Consider the following 2,843-nt stretch of genomic DNA (forward strand, 5'->3'; position numbering starts at 1 on the left):
AAGGAACGCCGAGAAACATCACGCAGGACGACCTGCAAAAGATTATCGACCTGCCCATCAAATGGGAGAAATATCGTGTCGTCCGTGATTTGTTCGTGTTCTCCTGCTTCAGCGGTCTTGCCATTTCGGATATACGCAATCTCAAAGAGGAAAACATCATCATTGAGGAAGGAAAGCTATGTATTAAAAGCAAGCGTGTCAAGACGAAGACCCCTTTTCGCGTAGTAGTTCTCTCCCCAGCCAAGACCATTATGGAAAGATATAGGGGCAGACGTGCGGGATATGTATTTGACGTTCCCCCAAGAGACGTGGTTTACAATGCGATGCACCACATACAGAGAAGTATCGGTATGAAAACCCCTCTGACCTTTCACATGGCTCGCCATACTTTTGCTTCGGTCATTACCCTGTCGGCTGGTGTTCCAATAGAAACCGTAAGCGGTATGTTGGGACATACCAATTTGAGAACGACACAAGTGTATGCAGCGGTCAATTCAGAAAGAATAAGACAGGATATGCAGAAGATTCAACAACGGATAGAACACACTTTCACCTTAAAATTATAGCTTATGGCACGCAGTACATTCAAGACATTGTTTTACATCAACCGTTCCAAACTGAAGAAGAACGGCAAATGCCCGATAATGGGACGAATCACGATAGACGGACAACAAGTACAATACAGTATGGGGTTGGATATCAATCCAAACAATTGGGACGCAAAGCATGGCAGATGCAAAGGCGACATTGACGAAATGAAGAACATCAACCGCATACTGACAGAAAAGGAAGGACAGATACAAACCAAATACAATGAGCTGGTTTGGCAAAAGGGGTATGTAAGTGCAGAACTGCTCAAAAATTGTCTGACGGAGGATTCACTGAAGACGGGCAACGTGTGCCACATCCCATTATTACCCGAAGCATCCGCCATCATTGAGCGGTACAAGGGCATTCATACGAGGGCGTTCCGCCACGAACCCCCAAAAGGGTATCTGCTGCCCATACCCGGATGCGACACGGTGAACATACACCTCAAAAAGATAGCACGGCTTTGCGGTATTCAGAAAACGCTGACCTATCATATGGCACGGCATACCTTCGCATCACAGATGACACTGTCGGAGGGCGTGTCCATTGAGAGCGTTTCCAAAATGCTCGGACACAGCCAAATAAAGACCACACAGGTGTATGCAGAGACTTCTCCGGAGCGTGTCTTTCTGGACATAGAGAAAATACTTCCACAACTCACACATTATCAACTGACCAACTAAAACCGCAGAACAATGAAAAGTACATTTGCCATACTATTCTACATAGATAGAAGCAAGACCAATGAAGACGGACTATGCGTAATCCGCTGTCGTATCACCTGTAACGGAACGTCCTCATCGTTTTCCACGCAGTTGCAAACTTCCCCCGACGAGTGGCTTGCCCGAAAAGGGTACATCAAGGCGACAACAGGTAATTCAAGCGGCATCAATCTGCAACTGAACTCAATCGAAGAGTGCTTGCATTCACTCTATGAACGTACATTAAGGGAAGAAAACTATATCACGGCGGAATACCTCAAGGAGCGTTATATGCAGCAAAGTCGCCCCATGCCAACACTTACGGAGTTATATCAATCCGTTTGTGAATACAAGGAGGAATTGCAGGGCAGAACCTTAAGCAAGGCAACCGTCAGGGCTTTTAAGGACAGCTACAAGAGTTTTGTTCATTTCCTGCAAGTAAGGGAAAGGGCAGACTGTATGCCCACAGAGATGGACAAGACTTTGCTTGAGGATTATCGCCTTTTCATGCTTCGGGACTTGGGAAACAAGGAAAGCAGTGTCGGCAACCGCCTACGCCACTTGCATCAGGTCATTCGCAAGGCATTGCAGGAGCGATACGTTCGTGAAGACCCTTTTGAACTCATAGACATAGAAACGCCTACCTACGAGCGCAATGCACTTACGGCGGACGACCTGCAAAAACTCTTAGCTTACCGTCCGCACCGCTCGACAGACAACCATTGCAGACTTATTTTCCTCTTGGGATGTTTTACGGGGCTGGCATTCTCCGATTTGAAGAAACTCAGAATGGATGATGTTTATACGCTCGGTGATGGACGCAGATATATCTCCCTCTGCCGAACAAAGACACAGAACAGAAGTATTGTCCCATTGCTGCCCGTTGCCGAGAAAATACTCGCCATTGTGAGCCACGGACGAAGGGAGGGGCTTTTCTTTCGAGAGTTTCCCAGCAACAGTAATTTCAATAGAACTATTCAGGAGATATGTATTAAGGCAGGACTGCCACCGCATACCCAAGCGACCTCGCACACCGCACGGCACACCTTTGCTACGACCATCTGTCTGGAGAACGGACTTCCGATAGAGACGGTGAGCAAGATGCTGGGGCATCGCTTTATCTCCACGACCGAGATTTATGCACGGGTGACCAAGAGCAAGATTGCCAAGGAAATGCAACCCCTGATGGGTAGTGAGCATACAAGGGTACTGCGTAAAGCCTTACGGCTGTGTCCGTCAAGAACACCGAAAAAGTCAAGTCCCATAATTGGGCTGTAACAGCCGTAATGAATGATTCAAAAAAAGAAGTCTAACTTTTTAACAAGAAGAACAATGAAACAGAAGAACAAAAAGGAACTTTCCTACTTCCGATTGAAGTTGGAAAGCTATATGAGTGAACATCACCCCGAAAGAATGAGTAATACGGAGTTTATCACGGCAAGAGCCGACATAGCACTGACCGCCTACTGCGATGCCGTGGCGCAAGGTTTTAATCATTTAGAAGCAGAAAGAATAGCAAGTGAAGTGCTTTTCAGTGGACTGCATTTCTCA

At 46.7% G+C, this 2,843-nt stretch carries 4 protein-coding genes; all 4 read left to right on the forward strand.

What is annotated here, in order from left to right:
* A partial coding sequence (locus tag E0E16_RS13180; protein ID WP_165444237.1) for a site-specific integrase occupies positions 1–566 on the forward strand: 566 nt, incomplete at its 5' end.
* Positions 567–569: 3 nt separating this feature from the next.
* Complete coding sequence (locus tag E0E16_RS13185) at positions 570–1,274, forward strand: site-specific integrase (protein WP_130830671.1); 705 nt, start codon at positions 570–572, stop codon at positions 1,272–1,274.
* 12 nt (positions 1,275–1,286) lie between these two features.
* Positions 1,287–2,570: a site-specific integrase gene (locus tag E0E16_RS13190; RefSeq protein ID WP_130830672.1), complete on the forward strand. Its 1,284-nt coding sequence runs from the start codon at positions 1,287–1,289 to the stop codon at positions 2,568–2,570.
* Between the two features lie 54 nt (positions 2,571–2,624).
* A partial coding sequence (locus E0E16_RS13195; RefSeq protein ID WP_181951362.1) for a DUF1896 family protein occupies positions 2,625–2,843 on the forward strand: 219 nt, incomplete at its 3' end.

It is taken from the genome of Prevotella rectalis (assembly GCF_900607215.1).
Taxonomy (GTDB): Bacteria; Bacteroidota; Bacteroidia; order Bacteroidales; family Bacteroidaceae; genus Prevotella; species Prevotella brunnea.

Coding starts and splice junctions, on each gene's coding strand:
- E0E16_RS13185 (WP_130830671.1), top strand. CDS start 570: ATGGCACGCAGTACATTCAAGACATTGTTTTACATCAACCGTTCCAAA.
- E0E16_RS13190 (WP_130830672.1), top strand. CDS start 1,287: ATGAAAAGTACATTTGCCATACTATTCTACATAGATAGAAGCAAGACC.